The following is a 17,891-nucleotide window of genomic DNA, read 5'->3' as shown; positions in this document are numbered from 1 at the left end:
AATTGAATAAAGATAATGATTGTTGCAAAAGGAAGTCAAAGAAATTATTCTTCTTCCCTTTCACGAAAAATAAATATTGAGTATTATCAAGGTGATGAAATCTAACCGCTCATTCTTTTTCTTCATCGTTATTATTATTCTCTCGCGCCTTCCGTTGTTATTCGGCGGATTCGGTACCGATGGTGATGCTTGGCGCATTGCCAAAACGGCGTTATTACTTTGGAATGACGGTGTGTACGCCGTCTCCCGTATTCCCGGTTTTCCGCTGTATGAATTTTTTCAGGCTCCAATTATCGCCCTTGGTGGTTCACTCGCATCGAACGCTGCTTCACTTGTTGTCTTCATTATTTCAATCGTGGTATTCAGAAATATTCTTCGTATGTGGAATATTCCCCACATTAATCTCTTGGTAATTTCCTACGCATTTCTCCCCATACTCTGGAAAAATTCCGCGGTGACGATGGATTATGTCTGGGGATTACTGGGAATTCTATTATCGCTTGATTTACTCCTGAAGAAAAAACTATTATTGGCTGGTGTTGTTTTAGGATTGGCGGCTGGCACAAGAATCACACACATTGTTTTCCTCCTTCCGTTTATTTTTATCTTTGAACGGACTCAACGAAAACAATGGCTGAAGTTTTCTGCGATCGCAGTTCTTACAACAGCAGTCTGTTATCTCCCTGCTGTTGTTTCAGAAAATTATTCTTTTGTCATTCAGGATTTTCTTGCAGGTTCTCATGAACAATCCATGGTAAAGAGGATCAGTGTTTTCGTTTACCGTATCATCTTTTCTATAGGGATGGCGGGTTGGATTGGAATAATTACTATGCTGATTATACAGTGGAAAAAGATTCCGGCAGTATTTCTAAAAACATCGGGAACTGTCTCTGCCGCAATATGTCTCATGACTATTGCCATCTTTGCTTTTCTTCCGGATGAACGGGAATACCTAATTCCGATGCTTCCGTTTTTGCTCATCCTTCTTACGCTTGTTTCAGAACGGTGGGTGTTTGTTGTAATCACAGTGTTATTACTATCGTACGGATTTATTTCTATCGATCTCATTGAACACAGCATCAGTCAACCTCGATTAAACTTAAACCTGCAGCGCGGTTATATCGTGAAAGAATATTTAGGAAGAGGTGAACTCAATGAAAAGCGAATGGCACTTTCGAACGCAACGATTCCGGAATCATCATTTGTCATGATTGGAATGGGACCGATGTTTTGGCTGGAAAATCCTTCGGTAGTGATAGACAAAAAAATGGAGAAAGAATTTCGCCATGATTGCGCAAGATCGTTAAACGGAATTGAGATTTATTTCATCTATGCGCTCTACAAGCCTCAGTTGGATGAGATCCGCCAACGTGGCTATACGGTGTATTACTGGACCGAGATGAAAGAGTATTTTGACACATTCATCGGATACGATCTGGAGACCGAAAAAATATTGCCGATAGATTAATTTCGGTAACTGTTCTGTTATTTCGAGACCAATTCTCTTACCATGTTCGTCACTGTACGGAAATCGATCTTTCCTGTTCCCATCTGCGGCAAATCCGGAATCACTACAAATTGTTTGGGTAATGCAATGTTCGGCAGTTGTTCGCTCATTTTTTTGAGCACTTCTTTTTCATTAATTTCATGGGTAATAGCCGCAACAATCTTAGCACCTTTGGTCTGATCTGGAATTTCAACGACACATACTTTTGTTTCCGGCGGCAGCAATTTTTCCAAAACATCTTCCACTTTAATAAGGGAGATCATCTCTCCGCCAATCTTCACGAACCGTTTCAATCTGCCGACATGCCATAAGTATCCATCTTCATCTTGCCAGCCCATATCACCCGTATCATAGTATCCATGACGGAATGCTAGAGAAGTGTTTTCAAAATCATCAAAGTATCCTTTCATGATGTTGTCACCCTTCACTAAAATTTTCCCTGTCTCGCGAACACGAACCTCTTCACCGGTTTCATGGTTTTCAATTCGTACGGAAACTCCTGGGAGCATTCTTCCCACGCTTCCGGGACGATTGTGTGTTGGCGAATTCAATGCAAGTCCCGGTGCCGTTTCGGTACAGCCATACGCTTCAAGAATCACTTTGTTGTGTTTCTCCATAAATGCTTTTCGTAGTGCATCGGGACACTTGTCTGCTCCGGCAAGGATAATTCTGCAGGTGTCATAATCTCCAGGATTTGATTTCCCTACATAACCCCAGAAGAAGCTCGGTGTACCTGCGAAGATAGTTACTTTCTCTTCGCGTACCGCATCGTTCACCCCTTTAAAGTCCAACGGATTTGCGTACGTCACTACAGTCATTCCACTCCAAATAGGAAGCCAGAGATGCGCCGTCTGTCCAAACGAATGGAACATCGGAAGATTTCCGAGCATGATGTCTTTTTCACTGATTTCAAGAACCTGTTCCAGACTCATCAAATTTGCAGTGATGTTTTTATGGGATAGTTGTACTGCCTTTGGTTCTTTTTCACTTCCGCTGGTAAAGAGAATCACAAGGTTATCATCATCTTCGCCTTGTGCAACAGTTTTCTTGAGCATTGCAACAGGCAGTTTTGAACGAACCGCAGCATGGAGTTTATCCATAATAGAGATGCTCTCCATCAGATCTTCCAGAAAGACCATTCCCGGCACAACGGGACATTGAATTTTTTCCAGCAGCGCCTTAGAGGTAATAATTGTTTTAAATGCACATTTTTTTTGTGCGAATTCACAATTCTTCGCCGCCATTGTGGAGTAATTAATCATGACCGGAACTCTTCCGCTCATCAACGCGGCGAGCGATCCAAGAATGCATCCCGCAGATGTCGGCACCATAATGCCGATAAACCCTTTATCGTACTTCTGCAATTTTTCTGACAGGATCAACGAGGCAATTAATGCACGCGAATATGTAATTCGTCTATTTGTTGTGCGGTCGACGATATACATTTTGTTGCCCAGGCGTTTTGCCGTTTCGATAAATCGATGATGCAGTAACATAATTTCACTCCCCAATAATTGGTGGTTTGTTGCGAAAATGTAGTGCATCCAGCGTCAAAAAGCAACGTGCAAAATTTTCCGAAAAAAGTACTTGACAGCAAAGCTTAAATTGTTATCTTTAATATCAGAATAACTTAATTAATAAGGTTATTGGTTGTTTTACCTTATTAATTAAGCTAATATTACAGAAACACATTCTGTACGATTATTCTGCAGCACCACCTCCGCTGCTTTCTATAGCCTTGAAAATCGATTTTACCGAAGGCTATACCCTTAGACCTTTGCGCTGTCCGGTACTATTCTGGGCGGATCGGTCAAATTAATTTTTTCATCCATCATAATTCAATTTTTACCAATTTATCGGAGGTAGTATGAAACGCAGTATTCTGTCCCTTTTTCTCTTCACAATGTTTTTTTCTTTCTCTTCCCTAGCACAGATTAAGCTTGGAACTGATATTTACAGCCATTATGTGTGGCGCGGTGCGGCATTGCATAGTGCTGAATCATTTCAACCGGCATTAACATATACAGCAGGCAGTCTATCAGTTGGTGCATGGGGCTCTTATTCGGCTGCCGGCGCAGGATATGCTGAAAATGATTTATGGGCATCCTATGCATTCGGTCCAGTATCTGTTATTGCGACTGATTATTACATTCCAAGTTTTCTCCCGGCAACTGCCACATTTTTCGACTATAACACAAAAAAAGGAGCTGGTTCACATGTAATAGAAGTGGGAGCAAGCTATACTGGCGGTGAATCTCTTCCGATTTCCGTTGCTGCATATTATGATGTCATCGGTGGTCTTCTTGATCCGGATAATTCATCCTATGTTCAAGTGTCTTACCCTTTTACAATTGAATCCACAACATTAACTGCAAGCATTGGTGCCACTCCGGCAAAAAGCAGTGCATGGTATGTAACAACTGGTGCGGGTGTTGTTAGCTTGGGTATTATGGCGTCCAAAACAATAAAAATCAGCGACGATTTCTCTATTCCGTTCAACGTTCAGTATGTGATGAATCCGTATTCGGAAAAATCATATTTATTTTTTGGGATAAGTCTATAATTTTCATTCTTTCACAATCACTTTTTACATGAAAAAAATAGGATCGTTCATCCATTTTCAAGAATAAGGTGAGATGCGCAAGATGTTTCAGGAGACAGATCTGGGAAATAAACGATAAGCAAGTAAAAACAGATTGTTACCTAACATTTTACGACAAGCGTAAATACCTGTGTAGGTTGCTTATCGATCCTAAATTCTGAACGACAACTATCTTATATACATTATTTATAAGGAAATACATATGAAACAGTTTACCAAAAAGAAATTATTGCTGTTGTTCTCGGGGCTTGCAATGATGATTGTTCTTACATCAACCCTTTCATTTGCCGGAGATTTAGATCCTTCGGGATCTAAGACTGGTACTATTAACGACGTTCCCGCGGCTAAACCTGGCGAACCAACACTCGCTGAAGTTGCAGACGCTGTTGGTCATTCGCGAATCGCTTTAAATTTTGTTTGGACTCTTATTGCAGGATTTTTGGTCATGTTTATGCAGGCCGGATTTGCAATGGTCGAAACAGGTTTTACGAGAGCCAAAAACGTTGCCCATACCATGGGAATGAACTTTCTTGTCTATGCGATTGGAATGCTTGGATTTTGGATTTGTGGATTTGCAATTATGTTCGGTGGTGTAGGTGCCGTCGGTGCTTTAGGTGGAACACCAGGATTAACTGGCGAATTTACCATTGAACTCTTTGGAAAAGTCTTTGGAATATTTGGTACTAGTGGTTTTTTCCTCGGGAACCAAGTATATGATGTCGGCGTGTTTACACTATTCCTCTTCCAAATGGTGTTCATGGATACTACAGCCACAATCCCGACCGGTTCAATGGCGGAACGATGGAAATTCAGTTCCTTTATAGCCTTTGCATTTTTCATCTCCATGGTTGTGTATCCTTTATACGGAAACTGGGTATGGGGTGGCGGATGGCTGGCAATGCTCGGACAGAATTTTGGATTTGGGCATGGTCACGTGGACTTCGCAGGATCTTCAGTTGTTCATTTAGTTGGTGGTGTTAGCGCTTTAGCAGGAGCTATCGTTCTTGGTCCTCGCATTGGAAAATATAATAAAGATGGTACATCGAATGCTATTCCCGGTCATAATCTTCCAATGGCAATTATTGGAACTTTTATTCTTGCATTCGGCTGGTTCGGTTTCAACGCTGGTTCGTCGTTGGCAGGAAATGATCTGCGTATTTCCGTTGCTGCGGTAAACACCATGCTTGCATCTGCTGCAGGCGCTCTGTCTGCAACAATTTATATGTGGATTAGATATAAGAAACCCGATCCCAGCATGATGGCAAACGGCATGCTTGCCGGACTTGTTGCAATCACAGCACCCTGTGCATTTGTTACAGCGCCGATTGCTGTTCTCATTGGAGCAATTTCCGGAGTGCTTGTAATTATCGCAGTATTTTTTATTGATCAAAAACTTCACATTGATGATCCTGTTGGTGCGGTAGCAGTTCATGGTGTGAATGGATTATGGGGCGTACTTGCATTAGGCCTTTTTGCCGATGGAACGTATGGCGATGGTTGGAATGGAGTTGCAGGAACGGTGACAGGATTATTCTATGGAGACTCAAGTCAATTCATTGCGCAACTGATCGGTTCGGCAGCATGTATCATTTTTGTTTTCCCCGTGATGTACGGTTTCTTCAAATTAACGGATAAACTTATCGGAAACCGCGTTTCTGAAAAAGATGAAGTTGATGGATTAGATATACCGGAAATGGGCATTAAGGGGTACGAAGGTTAACAGATTGATTTATTGAATATGCATTTAAAATCAATTTGATTCTCATGTAACCTTTAAGTAGAATTCAATGTCGACACACGTTCAACCAATGGAATAGTATATTTCTCAACCTTTTCAAGGAAGCAACTATGAAGAAAATTGAAGCAATCATTCGTCCTCACAAACTGGATGAAGTGCGTGAAGCACTGCAGGAAGCCGGTTTCAGAGGATTGACCGTTACCGAGGTAAAAGGGTACGGACGACAAATGGGGCACAGCGAAATCTATCGCGGCTCGGAATACACAATCAATTTTTTACCAAAAACAAAAATCGATATTGTCTGCGCAGATACCAATCAGGATAAAGCAATCGACATCATCCTGAAGCATGCCAAAACCGGCGAAGTCGGGGATGGTAAAATCTTTGTCTCTACTATCGATGAAGTCATTCGTGTTCGAACGGAAGAAACGGGAGAAGCTGCGGTCTAAGAGTGAAAAAACCATCGAAATCATAACAATTTCGATGGTTTTTATATCACGCAACGAAAATATTACTTGCGTCTAATTTCTAAACAATCTATTTTTGCTTTGCCTGCCCGACGAAAAAAATAGTTAATGCAGGCGGGCAATTAACAGTAACACCGTTGATGCACTTGAAATGCCCTCGTATTCGAATTGCGGGGTTGTTATGCGCTCCTGATGCTCAGAAGAATCTTCACTGATCAACAGAGGATCGGCAAACACAAAATTCCGGAGTCAATCGGAATGCAATAAAGTGGCACCAATGCCGGTGGTACCCTCACTGAAATAAGTTCTGTGAGGTTTTTTTGAAACAACATAGAGGAGCACCCTATGGAAACAGGTACCGTGAAATGGTTCAACAACGCTAAAGGATACGGCTTCATCTCCCGCGAAAACGGCGAAGATGTATTCGTACATTACAAATCGGTTGTTGGCGACGGTTACAAAACGCTGAACCAAGGCGATAAGGTCCAATTTGAAGTTGAAAAAGGACCCAAAGGCTTGCAGGCAGCGAAAGTCTCCAAAGCGTAACAACGCTATTACTGTCAGACGAATCCCGACACACTGTGCCGGGATTTTTTATTTTAAAGTGGTGATATTCAGGGAATGTAAAACTATATTTCGCCACAAGAGTTCCGCCACATTTATGTTGGAGTATCTATGAAACATACTATCTATATCATTGCTGTATTATTCTCTTCTTTAGTATTTGCTCAAATTGATTCTTCTACACTGCAATCGGATTGGAAACACACGCTTGTTGCCGGATTGACCGTAACGCAAGTGTCGTACACTGATTGGGCACAAGGGGGAGAAAACGCGCTTGCATACACATTGAGTTTTGATGGAAAATCTGTTCGAGATGTTACCATGACTAACTGGAGCAATTCCTACAAAATTGCCTACGGCCAAACACGGCTCGGCTCTAAAGGATTACGAAAAACAGATGATAAGATTGAGTTAGAGAGTGTGCTGACATACAAAATAGGAACGCACATTAACCCATATGCATCGGCAACATTTAAATCGCAATTCGATGACGGATTGAAATACAACGATGCTGCAAACACACAAACAAAAATTTCATCGTCTTTCGATCCGATGTACCTCACGCAGGCGTTGGGTTTCGGCTACCAGCCATTCGTACAATTAAAGACTCGCCTCGGAGTAGCGTTACGGGAAGTGTTCGATGATAGTAAATACGGTTACGCCGATGATGTAAAATCTACCCCTACCATAGAAAGTTCAAAAATTGAAGGAGGTTTGGAATCAGTCACCGACGTAGAGATAAAAATCGAAGAAAATACACTCTTCACCGCAAAGCTTGAAATGTTTGCACCGTTCAACAACATCGATGTTGTTGTGGTTCGAAGCGATAATACCCTTTCTTCAAAATTGAACAAATATCTCGCCGTCGTATTCAACGTGCAGCTGATTAATGACCGCAGTGTCACTGCACGCACGCAGGTCAAAGAAGGATTGGCTTTAGGAATATCCTATACGTTTTTATAATTGTTCGAAAGACCGTTTCAGAGGGAGATGGATATGATTAAAGAATTTATGGCGTTCCTGCAAAAGTACGGTGTGATTGGTCTTGCTATCGCAGTTGTTATTGGCGGAAAAGTGAATGCGTTTGTCACTGCAACGGTTTCGAATCTTATTATGCCATTCATCGGCATCTTTATCCCGCACGGATCATGACCGACGTAGGAGTTGGTACTTGGACCGTTAAAACTTGCGGTCGGCCATTGGCTTGGCGCCACGATCGATTTTGTGATTGTTGCATATATTGTGTTTGCCTTCACAAAATTTGTTTTAAAAGAAGATGCAGTAAAAAAAATAACGACAAGTTTAGATTGGTTAATACTACTGACCGCTGTAAGTTCAGCCGCGTATATCTTTATCGATATTGCTAGTCGGTCTCATTCCATCAGTGACACACTCATCAATTTTGCTTTTCACTATTTGATCATCGGTGTCATCTATTCAGTCATAGGATTTTTCACATCAAAAAAACCTAAAACTCTACGCTTGCCCCTACCACGGGGAAGAAGGAAAATTGATAAATGGTAATCTTTGTGCCATCGCTTGCATATTGATAGCCGGCAACATTTGCTCGATTATAGATATTCTGCAGCGCAACCACCATGACAATATTATATCCCTCATTGTGCCAGCGACTTAACCACTGAAAATCCAACCGGTGATAATCCGGATATCGCTCCCCGTTGATCGTGCTTGAGTTGAACCAATATCCTTTCGACCATGTGATTCCTCCTTCGCGCTGCTGAACATAAGGAGTATATTCCAATATAGAGTACGGCTTACCGGTGGAATACCGGAAACGAACGCTGAACTCCATATCATTGGAGAGCGGTAAGATCATCGAAGGATATTTGACGTAAAAAGGCATCCCATCCAAATTATTACGAACGTCATGAACGACCTGTCCGGCAACAATGGTCAGAAGAAACGGAAAATCATAATCAAATGGAAATTCTCCCTGATTCAACGCATGAAAGCCGGGGAGATTCACTCTTGGATCATTCATTCGTGTGGTAGAATAGGATAGAGAAAGCGTTCCATAGAAATTTTCTACCTGCTTTTGCTGAAGGAATAATTCTATCCCGCGGGAATATCGTTTACCGATACTGAGTTTTTTATCCGAACGGAATGTTTTATCAGCAGCGTTGATTAACTCCTCGTCTATTGGTAAATGATCGTAGGATTTATAGTACGCTTCCAGTGTTGCCTTCAATCCTTCATCAAGTATATGTTCTATCCCAACCACAAAGTGCCTTGCATGAGAATTTTCGAGATACCGATTTGTGTTTCCGCCGCTAAAATCTCCATAGGTCGGAAGGGATTGGGTTTGATAGTATTCTCCATAAGCAAAGTTCAATTTTGTAGTCAATGGATGAAGTTGATAAGAGACATTTAATCGCGGACTGAAATTTCCTTTCTTTGAGTAGGTAAAATAATCATATCGTAATCCTATCATTGCTGTTAGTTCTTCCGTGACAGAAATCCGGTCGCTAATGTACCCTCCAAATTTGAACTCTTCGCCAAACGTCAAATTCCGTTTCACTCTGCCGTTGGTATATGTTGATTGCGGAATCTCAAAGATGCCGTCATGGTTCAGATCGAATCGCAGCGTATCAGAATTAAAGTAAACATCATTGGCAAATTTTACCGTTGTTAATGCCTGTCCGCCAATCATCAACTCGTTTGTTGGGTTAAGGTGATACAATAAATCGTATTTCATTCCAAGAAGGCGTTCCTGCGCTTTGTTTGTAAAGACTGGAGTGCTGAGCAGTTTTTTGTACGAAGATACTTTTCCGGTTGCATCATAGATCCGGTCCATAAAATCTTCGGTAACAAACACGTCATAATTATTTCCTAGGGCATACAACGAGAGAAGTGAATATCCATTTGTTCCGAATAACGAACGCAGTGTTGCACCAACTGCAAATTGACGGGTCACCACATCAACATTTTCTACGCCGGTAGAATCATGGATATTTTTTTTCTGGTCATTTGTTTCATCTGGCTCCCCTTCAATCAGAATCTTATCGTCTCCATAGATTCCATTAATAATCAGCTTTTGTGATGATGAGAATTCATATGTTATCTTTGATTGCAGATCGTAATATTTTGGAATGGCTGTGATACCAAGAGCCGATATTCCGACGATCTGATCCAACGTTTCCAGAAAACTCTGCCGTCCGGAAAAGATCCACGTTCCCTTTCCTTGAGCAAAACTTCCTTCAAATACTCCGCCTGCTCCGGCAAAATGTGCAAGGGCGCTTCCGGCGAACAATCGTTCTTTGTCCCCTTCTCTCAGGGAAATGTCCATCACCGATGAGAGTTTATCTCCAAAACTCGCTGGAAATCCTCCGGTAGAGAATCGGATATCTTCAATAAGATCAACATTTACCATATTGATCGGTCCGCCGGAATTAAATTGATTGGGATAATGATTCGTCGTCGGAATTTCAATATGATCCATCACGGTTAGATTTTCATCCGGTGATCCACCGCGGACAAGCAACTCGTTACTTTGATCATTACTATTAGCTACACTCGGGAGGTTTTGAACAATTCGTTGCATATCCTGAGATGATCCGGGAGAACGTTTTACCTCGGCACCGTTCAACCCGATTGTTGAAATCGGTGAAATGCTTCCTTCCGCTGAAAAATAATCTGCTTTTATTTCTACCGTACCGACTTGAACTGCCTCTTCGTTCATCCGTATTTTTACTTTTGTACTGCGTCCAGTGGAGACAACAACATTCGTTAACACCGCTTGTTGATATCCAACCATCGTGGATCGTAAACTGTATTCGCCGACAGGGATATTGTTAATCGAAAAATTTCCATCCAGATCAATCACTGCTCCAAAATTCGATTTTTCAACAATCACTACATTGGCGCCGATCAACGGCTGGTTTGTCGTACCATCAATCAATTGGCCTTGAATTGAACCGAGTTTTTCTTTGTCTTGCGCGATAAGAGAGGTGAACAAAAAGAAAATAATATAAATCTGATTTTTCATAGTGTCTTCTATTGTTTCAAAAGAAAAGGTGATGATGCTTACGAAAAAAACTGCCATGAAGTTACGAGGAACGCCGCCAAAACACAATGTCCGGAGCGTTGGCTCCGGACATTCGTGTAATGAATTTCAGACTGAATAGTATTATTTAGAATTCCAATTTCATACCAAAGGACGGAAGTATTTGAAATCCTTTTGGATCAATCGTGCCGGTCGTTTCAATGAAGCGTTCTTCATTTACATTCAGTCTATTATAGAGATTCAGAATATCTAAGAACGCAACAATAGCAATATCTCCCAATTGTTTACGGTAATCCACACGAACATTCCATGTATGAAAATCCGGAAGCCGCTCGGTGTTGTTTCCTGTAATCTCTTTGGAATAACGCAGCGTAGATGGATTGTTGAAAACATTCGAGTGAATGATGTAAGAATCCTTTGGGCGGCCGGTTGCAAATTTCCATTTCGTTGAGAATGACCATTCATGATCAAATTCATAACCAAACAGAATATTGAAAATATGCGGTTGATCAAAATCAGCATGATATTCTCCCTTTCCATCATGATTATCTCGCTTACTGATGGAATATGAATAATTTACCTGGCCGTACCATTTGTCGACAAATTTTTTTACGAGTCCGATGTCAACCCCTTTCGCAAAACCGGTTCCGACATTTTTACGGAAATCCGTGGTTCGATCAGTTTTCACAACAAGATCATTCAAATCTTTGTAATATATTTCTGTTGTGAGTTTCACATCGTCAGTAAGATACGTTGTCACGCCGGCGATGTAATGAATCGCCTGCTCATTTCGTAACCGTGCATTACGAACATCAAGTGAAATGGTTCGCAATTCCACTGGTTGATAATACATACCTGTTGCTGCACTCAGTTTGGTATACTCGCTCACAAAATAACTGACACTGAAGCGCGGAGAAATATAACTCCGGTCATTAAATTCACTGTATTCATATCGAACACTTGGAATAAATTTCAAAACCTCTGTTGGGGAATAGCCATACTCAATAAAAGCGGCTCCAGTTGATTTTGACGATTGTGCTCTGCTGTTGATGAATGCCGGATCAAGAATAATATAGTTATTAGCAGTATTTGGACGATAATCATTAGAGCCAAAGACGAATAAAGTTTCAGCATCGACCTGTTGAGCAACATAATCAAATGATGTATTGTTGACTTGAATTCCGGTTACAATGGTCGAAACTGCTGACGGTGTCAAAGTAAATTGAGACCGTATACCAAGTTCATTTTCTTCACTATTATACTTGTAATAGTTTTCCCGTACAATCGCCTCTTCTTTTTTGGGCACAACACCGTTAAACGGATAAACATAGGAGTTACTGCGGCGAAATTCTGCAGTATTGCCTCTAAAATAGAGCGCATTTTCAAGAACGCTTGCTGCTCCAGTTAACGTGCGCCAATTTACGCCGAGCAAATATTTTGTATCGGTAGATTTGGCAAGCTGATTGTCATAATTCTTGTCACTGATTTCATAAACATTATCAATTGTTCGTTCAAAAAATTCTGGGGAATAGATTCCAAGAATTGATATTTTATTCTGTGAATCTACTTCTGTTGTTGTTTTAAGAAGAACGTCAGTAAAACTTGGATAGCCAAGGTCGCTTTGGCCTGTCATATCTAAAATGGTTTTGAAATTCTGGTGACGTGCGGAGAACAACAGTGATGTCTTATCGTGAAAATAACTTGGACCGTCAAAATTCATTTCCCAACCCAGCACATCATAGGTTCCATTCGAAGTGAATGATTCTTTATTTCCTTCTTTAATCTTTAGATCAACAAAAGATGCATTTTTTCCACCGTAACGTGCAGAGAATCCACCCGCTTGAAAATTTGCTTCGTCAATAACACCAGGTGTAAAAATGCTGAATCGTCCCCCTTGCGCTTCCTGTTCTTCCGTTCCGCCGTCGAAGTGCGATACTTTATCAAACGGTATGTTATCCACTACAACAATATTATCTCGTGGACTTCCGCCGCGAACGGAAAATGCGGAAAATTCTCCACCACTGCTTGCGACACCGGGAAGAGTTTCGATTGCGCGGAAAATATCTCCTGCGGATCCCGGTGAACGCCGAATCTCTTCCAAAGAATAGTGATAATTTGTTACCGGAGAAACATTATCATTGGAAAACAGACCTGCCGTAACTTCAACTGTTTCTCCTGAGACAATATTTTCGTTAAGTGATATTTCTTTTACCATTGTTGTTTTGTTTCGAACAACGCGCACATCGGTCTCCACATGCTGCGTGTAACCAACGGAAGAATACTTAAGTTTATATACATCTTCTGTCACGTTTTTCAAGATGAAATTTCCGTCAACATCTGTTGCTGTTCCGACGGGCGTACCAATAATCTGCACACTGACATTGGGAATTGGTTGTTTGCTATTGTTATCCACTACTTTCCCCATGATCGATCCCTTTACTGCTTTTTTTTCCAGATCGGTCGGCTCATTGGAACGAACTATGTTGACACTTAATACAAGCATCAAAAAAATTAATGCTGTAGTTTTTGACATCGTGAATTGTTGTTGCATGTTTTCTCCTGTGTTGTGAAAAAAAATGGTAGTATGATTTTTGGTTATGTTATTTATTAACGTCGTGTGTTAACTAAACAACGTTTAGTTAACGGGCAAAAAAAAGGTTCTTACTTATCCAATAGTTCAGCCATGGTAAAATCTAAAATTCCATTGATCACTTCTGCTTGATGTTCCTTTGGTATCATCGGTGCTCGATCACGAATAAAAATTGAAACAACACCATGCATTAATGCCCACACTGAAAAGCATGCTATCTGTGGACTTGGCGCATTTAAATATCCTTGATCAATACATTCCGTAATAATTGTTTGTAAAACTTCGTATGCATCTTTCCCAATATTCCAGTCTGCTGGTGATTGAAATGCTTTCATTGGTGCCCGCATAATAAACATCAGATCATATAACTCCTGATTCTCCATTGCAAAATCCATATAAATCCTTCCACAGGCACGAAGCTTTTCCGCAGGATTCTTAATGGAAGTTAAAAGATGTTGACGTTTATATAATTCCCTAAAACCTACTTCTTGTAATGCACAGAGGATTGCATCTTTATCAGCAAAATACAAATAGACAGTTGCCGGACTGTATTCAATCTCTTCGGCAATCCTTCGAATCGTAACATGCTCAAAACCCTCTTTCATAAAGAGCTTTTTCGCGGCGTCGAGAATCATCTCCCGCATTTCATGCTTTTCGCGTTCTTTTCGTTCTACTGTACCCATAATTCTAATGTCTGAACAATGTTTAGTAACTGAACAAATGTATTATTTTTTCACTTCGATGTCAAGTTATTTATCCATTCCATGAAAATTTTATTTGATGGCAAGATACTCTCAACAAAATGTCCACTTTTTTATAATCATGTTATAGATAAAAAAGTACTGATAAAACTCCATAAGCATCTGCAATGCTCATTTTGTATTTTAATAAATGCTCTCTAATTATTTTACATTGGTGCACATTTCGCGATTATTGAACGACCGTTTTGTACGTACAGTAATTGCTCAAGTATACTCGCAGGATAAAAACACTCTTTCCATCCTTCTATACGCTCCGGAACCATATACGATAACAATCTCCTGCAACGCAAGAAAAAATTACATCGTCGGAAACAATGGGGACGCACGCGCTCGAACAAACTCAGTCGATCTTTTTCCCCTGCTCATCGATCAACATATTCTTTCTGTGTATGTCGATTTGAATGACAGAATCGTGTATATGCAACTTTCTGGGAAACAGTGGTTATGCTTGGAAATGTTCGCATCCAAGGCCAATGTATTATTGCGTGACGAAAGCGGAACAGTCATTGATGCTTTTTTGAATAAGAAAGAATTGATCTCAACAGTAAAGGAATTTCAACGAACTGAGCTTCCTGTTACCCCAGATAATATTGTTCCGGATAGAGACAAATTTATCGCAACAATACTTGAAAATAATACTGATCAAACCAATCTTACACAAGTGTTAAAAAAAACTGTACCAAAATTAGGATCTATTCTAGTAAATGAGATTACGTACAAACTATCCTCCGCCCCCCAAGCACTATCAATAGAAATCGCAGAAAAGATCTATTCGATTACCATCAATACAATCAATACTCTGTTGCAACTGAACGATGTCGCTCCACTACTCTATTTTGAAGAGAATTCACCTCTCTGTCTTTCATTAATACCATTAGAACATTATTCAGCATACCACAGCGAAACATATAAAGATCTCTTTTTTGGAATTCAAAAGTTTATCAGCTTTGAGCGTTCCACGGCATCGTTCCTTCAAAAGAAAAAAGAAATTTCTTCGTGGCTTACCAAAGAGAAGGAAAAAGCCGAACGAACGACCCGTTCCGTAGAATCTGAACTTGGCGAGTCATCCCGATCTGAACAATATGAGCTCTACGCCAATCTGATTATGGCACATCTTTCTTCCATCAACAAAGGAACAACGTCTGTGCAATTAACAAATCTGTTTTCTCATGACAATACGTTGATCACCATACCGCTCGACAGTTCGCTTTCACCGCAAAAAAATGCTGAAAAGTATTTTGAAAAAGCAAAAAAAGCCAAACATGCACGAGAGGAAACGCAAAAAAGATTGCTTTTACTGAAACAAAGATTGACATCGGTAAGCGATTTATTAGAAAAGTCTAACGACATCAATGACAGTTTTTCACTAAAAAATTTCATACAATCGTATGGGGGAGTGGCTAAAGAACTTGGGTTTATGACGGACAAAGAACAAGAAGAACTTCCACCATTCAAGATTTTTGTTGTTGAAGGCGGGTTTACGGTGTATGCAGGAAAGAACAGTGCAAACAACGACCTGCTTACATTTAGATATGCCAAACCGAATGACCTATGGTTTCATGCCAGAGGATCCAGCGGATCGCATGTAGTTCTAAAGCTCGGAAGCTCACAGGGGACGCCGACGAAAAAAGCAGTAGAACAAGCAGCATCCATTGCGGCATATTACAGCAAAATGAAGAACGCAAAGCATGTACCGGTTGCAATGACGGAGCGGAAATATATTCATAAACCGAAAGGGGCTCCGGCGGGTACTGTTGCTCTTGATAAGGAAAAGGTTATATTTGTTCAGCCTGTGTTGCCCGGAAAAGAACAATAATTATGGCAATTAAGATCCTAGTCGTCGATGACGACAATTACATTCGCTCATTCCTCCAAAAGCGACTGACTGCACTTGGCTACGATGTTTACCTTGCAGAAAATGGTGAAGTCGGCCTTCAAGTGGCCGGGGAAGAACGCCCGCATTTAATCATCTCCGATTGGATGATGCCGAAGATGGATGGCACAGAATTTTGCCGTCGCATTAAGGAACATCCCGACCTAAAGTATGCTTATTTCATCCTGCTCACCGCCCGCGACTCCGCAGAGGATAAGATTGAAGGGATGGAACAGGGTGCGGATGATTTTATGACCAAGCCGTTCAATGATAAAGAGCTGGTCGCCCGTGTGAATGTCGGACTTCGAATTACCGCACTACAGCAGGAATTGTCAAAATTTCAACATCAAAAAGCGGTCACCGAACTCGCCATCACTGTTGGGCATGAGATCAACAATCCACTCGGGATTATCATGCTGACGTTACAAGTGATGAAGAAAAAGATCGGCACACCCCGCGAATCTGAACTGAAAAACGATATCGACACCATGATGGCCAATGGTCACCGTCTTGCGGATATTGTGAAGAAACTCTCATCGCTCGAAGATCCGCAGTTCAAACCGTACTTAAAGAATTCCGAAACACACATGCTTGACCTTACCGGAAAACCGTAATTTTTTTTACTTTCAACGTTCCAAATTACGCATTTCAATCGTATCTTATCGTCAATGAGATATTTGAATGCTGTTGCAATTTTGTTTTTACTGTGCGGAACAACTTTTTCCCAGGAACAATTCTATTTCTATCACGGAAAAAATTTCGGTTCAGAATCACTGATCAATCCAGGATCATTAATCGTTAACGCCGGATTTGACATTCTGCAAGCCTTACCGCACACTCGTAATCTCTCCACATTGAAAATTGGAATCGGTGCACGGAATGTCTATAACAATCTTTCCGATCCATTCACACAGATAAATAAATTCGGTTGGGGAAAATTTATCGGACAAGAACTTTTTCCGACGAGTTTTAAAATTGATAAGGCGCAATGGTTTCCCAACTATACATTACATTTCATCGGCGGTGGATTTGATGCACGCATGATGTATGAATGGTTTACGTTTCACGAAATTCCGTATCCTTCATTCTTTGCCGGACTCACCGTCGCAACATATCACTTTGTAAATGAAACGATTGAAAATACTAATTATGTCGGACCGAATGTCGATCCGATTGCCGATATTTATTTTTTCAACCTAACGGGAGCAATTCTTTTTTCCTCCGATGCCGTTGCAGAATTTTTCAGCAAAACGTTGAACATGACTTCTTGGTCTGGGCAACCTGCATGGAATCCTGAATTCAACACGCTGGAAAATCACGGCCATTATTATGTTATGAAATACAAGCTTCCGTTTGCACCAAAAACAAGTCTGTTCTATCATTTCGGAGATAACGGATTGCTGGGACTCTCATTCCTACAACCGAACAATGAAAGTATTACCGTGGCAGTCGGAGCAACGCAGACGATGCTTCGTAAGATAAATGCATCCTCCGGTACACGCGTTGTCTCTGTCACATTAGGGTGGATGGCAGGCATTTTCTACGATCGTGAGAATTCTCTGTTAGCATCAGTAATTGCTTCCAATCGAATCAATGAAAAACTCCGTCTAAATCTCTATCCCGGGGTTATTGATATTTGGGGATTTTCGCCGGGGTTATTTTCTGCCCTTGGTAATAGAAACCAAGTAATTGTGGGATTCTCCATTCAATATTCACCTGTGGGATTGGCATATCGCAACAAAATATGATAAGTTCCCTCAACCAA

At 40.9% G+C, this 17,891-nt stretch carries 14 protein-coding genes; 10 read left to right on the top strand and 4 right to left on the bottom strand.

Annotated features, from left to right (window positions below; all coding sequences use genetic code 11):
• The first annotated feature begins 94 nt into the window (after nt 1–94).
• The gene (locus WDA22_13590; GenBank protein ID MFA5834505.1) at nt 95–1,468 is read left to right on the top strand and encodes a hypothetical protein; all 1,374 of its coding nucleotides are present in this window, start codon (nt 95–97) and stop codon (nt 1,466–1,468) included.
• 17 nt (nt 1,469–1,485) lie between these two features.
• Here the strand turns inward: WDA22_13590 and WDA22_13585 are convergent, their stop codons facing one another.
• Nucleotides 1,486–3,003: an AMP-binding protein gene (locus WDA22_13585; protein MFA5834504.1), complete on the bottom strand. Its 1,518-nt coding sequence runs from the start codon at nt 3,001–3,003 to the stop codon at nt 1,486–1,488.
• A 371-nt stretch (nt 3,004–3,374) separates the two neighbouring features.
• Here WDA22_13585 and WDA22_13580 point away from each other — a divergent pair, with 371 nt between their 5' ends.
• From WDA22_13580 to WDA22_13555, 6 genes are all read left to right on the top strand, one after another.
• Nucleotides 3,375–4,070, top strand: a complete 696-nt coding sequence (locus tag WDA22_13580; protein ID MFA5834503.1) for a hypothetical protein — start codon at nt 3,375–3,377, stop codon at nt 4,068–4,070.
• A 241-nt stretch (nt 4,071–4,311) separates the two neighbouring features.
• Nucleotides 4,312–5,829, top strand: coding sequence for an ammonium transporter (locus WDA22_13575; GenBank protein ID MFA5834502.1), 1,518 nt, complete (start codon nt 4,312–4,314; stop codon nt 5,827–5,829).
• Between the two features lie 128 nt (nt 5,830–5,957).
• Nucleotides 5,958–6,296, top strand: a complete 339-nt coding sequence (locus WDA22_13570) for a P-II family nitrogen regulator (GenBank protein ID MFA5834501.1) — start codon at nt 5,958–5,960, stop codon at nt 6,294–6,296.
• Between the two features lie 363 nt (nt 6,297–6,659).
• Nucleotides 6,660–6,860, top strand: a complete 201-nt coding sequence (locus WDA22_13565; GenBank protein MFA5834500.1) for a cold-shock protein — start codon at nt 6,660–6,662, stop codon at nt 6,858–6,860.
• Between the two features lie 129 nt (nt 6,861–6,989).
• On the top strand, nt 6,990–7,841 hold the full coding sequence (locus tag WDA22_13560) for a DUF3078 domain-containing protein (protein MFA5834499.1): 852 nt from the start codon (nt 6,990–6,992) through the stop codon (nt 7,839–7,841).
• 33 nt (nt 7,842–7,874) lie between these two features.
• Nucleotides 7,875–8,030 (top strand): MscL family protein, encoded by a 156-nt coding sequence (locus WDA22_13555; protein MFA5834498.1) that lies wholly within the window; start codon nt 7,875–7,877, stop codon nt 8,028–8,030.
• Nucleotides 8,031–8,346: 316 nt separating this feature from the next.
• On the opposite strand, the gene WDA22_13550 is transcribed toward WDA22_13555, so the two are convergent.
• From WDA22_13550 to WDA22_13540, 3 genes are all read right to left on the bottom strand, one after another.
• The gene (locus WDA22_13550) at nt 8,347–10,884 is read right to left on the bottom strand and encodes a TonB-dependent receptor (GenBank protein MFA5834497.1); all 2,538 of its coding nucleotides are present in this window, start codon (nt 10,882–10,884) and stop codon (nt 8,347–8,349) included.
• A 145-nt stretch (nt 10,885–11,029) separates the two neighbouring features.
• Nucleotides 11,030–13,453 (bottom strand): TonB-dependent receptor, encoded by a 2,424-nt coding sequence (locus WDA22_13545; protein MFA5834496.1) that lies wholly within the window; start codon nt 13,451–13,453, stop codon nt 11,030–11,032.
• 110 nt (nt 13,454–13,563) lie between these two features.
• Nucleotides 13,564–14,175 carry a TetR/AcrR family transcriptional regulator gene (locus WDA22_13540; protein ID MFA5834495.1) on the bottom strand — a complete coding sequence of 204 codons (612 nt, stop codon included), beginning with the start codon at nt 14,173–14,175 and terminating at the stop codon, nt 13,564–13,566.
• Nucleotides 14,176–14,383: 208 nt separating this feature from the next.
• On the opposite strand from WDA22_13540, the gene WDA22_13535 reads away from it, so the two are divergent.
• Genes WDA22_13535 through WDA22_13525 form a run of 3 tightly spaced genes read left to right on the top strand, consistent with a single transcriptional unit; the run spans nt 14,384 to nt 17,874 of the window.
• Entirely contained in the window at nt 14,384–16,069 is a 1,686-nt protein-coding gene (locus tag WDA22_13535) for an NFACT RNA binding domain-containing protein (GenBank protein ID MFA5834494.1), read from the top strand.
• A 2-nt stretch (nt 16,070–16,071) separates the two neighbouring features.
• A complete protein-coding gene (locus WDA22_13530) occupies nt 16,072–16,740 on the top strand; it encodes a response regulator (protein ID MFA5834493.1) in 669 nt (222 codons plus the stop codon).
• A gap of 54 nt (nt 16,741–16,794) precedes the next feature.
• Entirely contained in the window at nt 16,795–17,874 is a 1,080-nt protein-coding gene (locus WDA22_13525; protein MFA5834492.1) for a hypothetical protein, read from the top strand.
• The last annotated feature ends 17 nt before the right edge of the window (nt 17,875–17,891 follow it).

This window comes from Bacteroidota bacterium (assembly GCA_041658205.1).
GTDB lineage: Bacteria > Bacteroidota > Ignavibacteria > UBA10030 > UBA8401 > UBA8401.
The sequence above is the reverse complement of the archived record's forward strand: the minus strand, read 5'-3'. Positions and strand labels throughout refer to the sequence as shown.